The organism is Micromonospora deserti (genome assembly GCF_003236335.1).
Taxonomy (GTDB): Bacteria; Actinomycetota; Actinomycetes; order Mycobacteriales; family Micromonosporaceae; genus Micromonospora; species Micromonospora deserti.
The window spans coordinates 1-2513 of sequence record NZ_POUB01000458.1; the positions used below are offsets into that span (position 1 = coordinate 1).

The window sequence follows — 2513 nt, forward strand, 5'->3', positions numbered from 1 at the left end:
GGAGCACCTCGATCCGCACCACCGCCTCGCCCCCGGCCGCCTCCCCGGTGGCCGCTGACCCGCGGAGCAAGCCGGCCGGTCGAGCGCGAGGGTGGTCAGGTTGGTCGGGTCAGGCAGCGTCGTTGCGGAGCACGAGGATGGCGATGTCGTCGCGGGGGGTCTCGGTGGAGAAACCGATCGCGGTCGAGCGCAGCCGGGCGGCCACCACCTCCGCCGAGTAGCCGGCGAGCGGGGCGGCGGCCTCGCAGAGCCGCTCGGTGCCGAACAGCTCCCGGCCGCGCCGGCGTTCGGTCACCCCGTCGGTGTAGAAGATCAGCGAGTCGCCCGGTTCGAGGGGGATCTCCGACGTCGGCGAGGCGATCGAGTCGAGCAGGCCGAGGGCGGTGCCGCCGGTGCCGACGAAGGCCGCCCTGCCCTCGGCGCGCAGCAGCACCGGGCGGTCGTGGCCGGCGAGGTGCAGCGAGACGTCGAGCTGGTCGTCGGCACCGGGCCCGACCGCCGCGAGGGCGAGCGTGCAGTAGCGCCCGCCGCCCCGCTCGACCAGCGTCTCGTTGAGCCGGGCCAGCACCTCGGGCAGCGGCTTGCCGTCACCGACGAGCACCCGGATCACGTCCCGCACCAGCCCGGTCACCGCGGCGGCCTGCACCCCCTTGCCGGAGACGTCGCCGATCACCACCAGCCAGCGGCCGTCCGGCAGCGGCAGCACGTCGTAGAAGTCGCCGCCCACGTCGGCGTCGCCGCCGGTGGGGACGTACTCGGCGCCGAAACCAATCCGCTCCACCAGGGGCAGCACCGGCGGCAGCAGCGACTGCTGGAGCGTCTGCGCGACCCGGCGACGTTCGGCGTGGATCCGGGCGTTCTCGATGGCCAGGGCGGCCCGCCGGGCCACGTCCTCCAGCACGGCGACCTCGTCCGGGTCGTGCCGGTGCCACTGGTGCCGGCCCACCGCCAGGGTGCCGAGCCGCTGGCCCCGGGCGATCAGCGGTACGGCGAAGCCCTCCATCGGGGCCCCGAGCGGCATCTGCGCCCCGTTGCGGGAGGCCTCGCGCAGCCGGGACTGGATCGAGTCCGGGCCGGTCTCCTCGAGCACCTTGTGCAGCTGCGGCAGGACCGACTCGTCGGCGTGGCTGGCCGCCGCCAGCCGGAGCCGCCCCCACTCGTCGGTGGTGTGCACCGCACACCACTGCCCGAGCCGGGGCACCACCAGCTGGGGGATGAGCGCCATGGTCAGTTCCACGTCCAGGGACTGGGCGAGCAGCTCGCTGGCCTCGGCGAGGAAGGTCAGCCAGGCCCGCCGGCGCACGTCGGCGCGGCGCAGCCGGTCGTTCTCCAGGTGCAGCGAGAGCCGCTCGGCCATCAGCGCCGCCAACGGCCGGGCGTACGCCGACGGCGCGGCGTCCAGCTCCAGCTCGCCCGAGTAGGGGCGGTGCACCGCCAGCGGCACCCGGATCAGCTCGTTGCCGGCCCGCGGCTGGCGGCCGTACCGGGCCAGCACCTGCGGGCCCTGCCCGTCGCCCCGGTCCAGCCGGACCACGCCACCGGCCGCGCCGACCATCTCCGCCATCCGGGTGAGCAGGCCGGTCGCGAAGTCCGGCAGCGGATCCTCGGCGTACGGATCGGGGGTGGTCTGCATCAGTTCGCTCATCGCCGCGGCGCTCGGCGCGGAGCCTTCGGCGGCGGGGGTGGCCGTGCCGGTGCCGGGGCCCGACTCCGCCGGGTGCCGCCCGGCCTCGGTGTCGGCGGTCGCGCCGGGCCGGTCCAGCCGGAACCAGACACCCTTCCCCCTGGGCAGGTAGGTGGTGCCCCAGCGGCTGGCGAAGTGGTCGACCAGGAGTAGACCTCGCCCGCGTTCGGCGACCTCGGCGATGTCGGTGGCGTCGTTGCGGACCCCGACGATCAGCTCGTCCACCGGCCCGCCGGCGAAGTCGGACACCGTGACGGTGAGCCCGATCGGGTCGGCGACGACCTCGATGTCCAGTTCGGTGCGGGCGTGCTCCACGGCGTTGGTGGAGAGCTCGGTGGTCAGCAGCAGCGCCTCGTTGACCAGCTCCTCCAGGTGCGCCTCGGCCAGCACCGACCGGACGACGGCCCGGGCCGCGGCCGGCGTACGCCGGTCGGCGGGAAGCCGGACACGCCGGACATGCTGGTCTGGGCCCCCGGTCGCCGCGGGCTGCGTCTCCGCTGACACCCCCGTATCCTCCACCGCTTACTGGCCGGGTGCCAAGCCGGCCCCGGGGCGGGGTCGACCCGCCGGTCCCGCCGACCGGGCCGCGCGGCCTGGCGCCGGCGGCCGCGCGGGCACAATATGGGGTGGCCGGTGTGTCCGGACGGGCCGGTTTGCCCCCGAGCGGAGCGAGGAATGATGACCACGGCGAAACAGTCGGCGACAGCGGATCCGTCCGCGCCCGACCACGAGGCGCTCCTCGGCGAGTTGACGGAGGCGCTGCGGCGGGTGCGCGGTGGCGACCCTGTCTCTTATAGACATCTGACGCTGCCGACGAAGCTAGAAGTGT

Annotated in this window: 1 protein-coding gene; it reads right to left on the minus strand. The window is 75.1% G+C overall.

Annotation, left to right across the window (positions count from 1 at the left end; genetic code table 11):
* Window positions 1-109: 109 nt before the first annotated feature.
* Complete coding sequence (locus C1I99_RS31095) at window positions 110-2188, minus strand: SpoIIE family protein phosphatase (RefSeq protein WP_111137707.1); 2079 nt, start codon at window positions 2186-2188, stop codon at window positions 110-112.
* Between the last annotated feature and the right edge of the window lie 325 nt (window positions 2189-2513).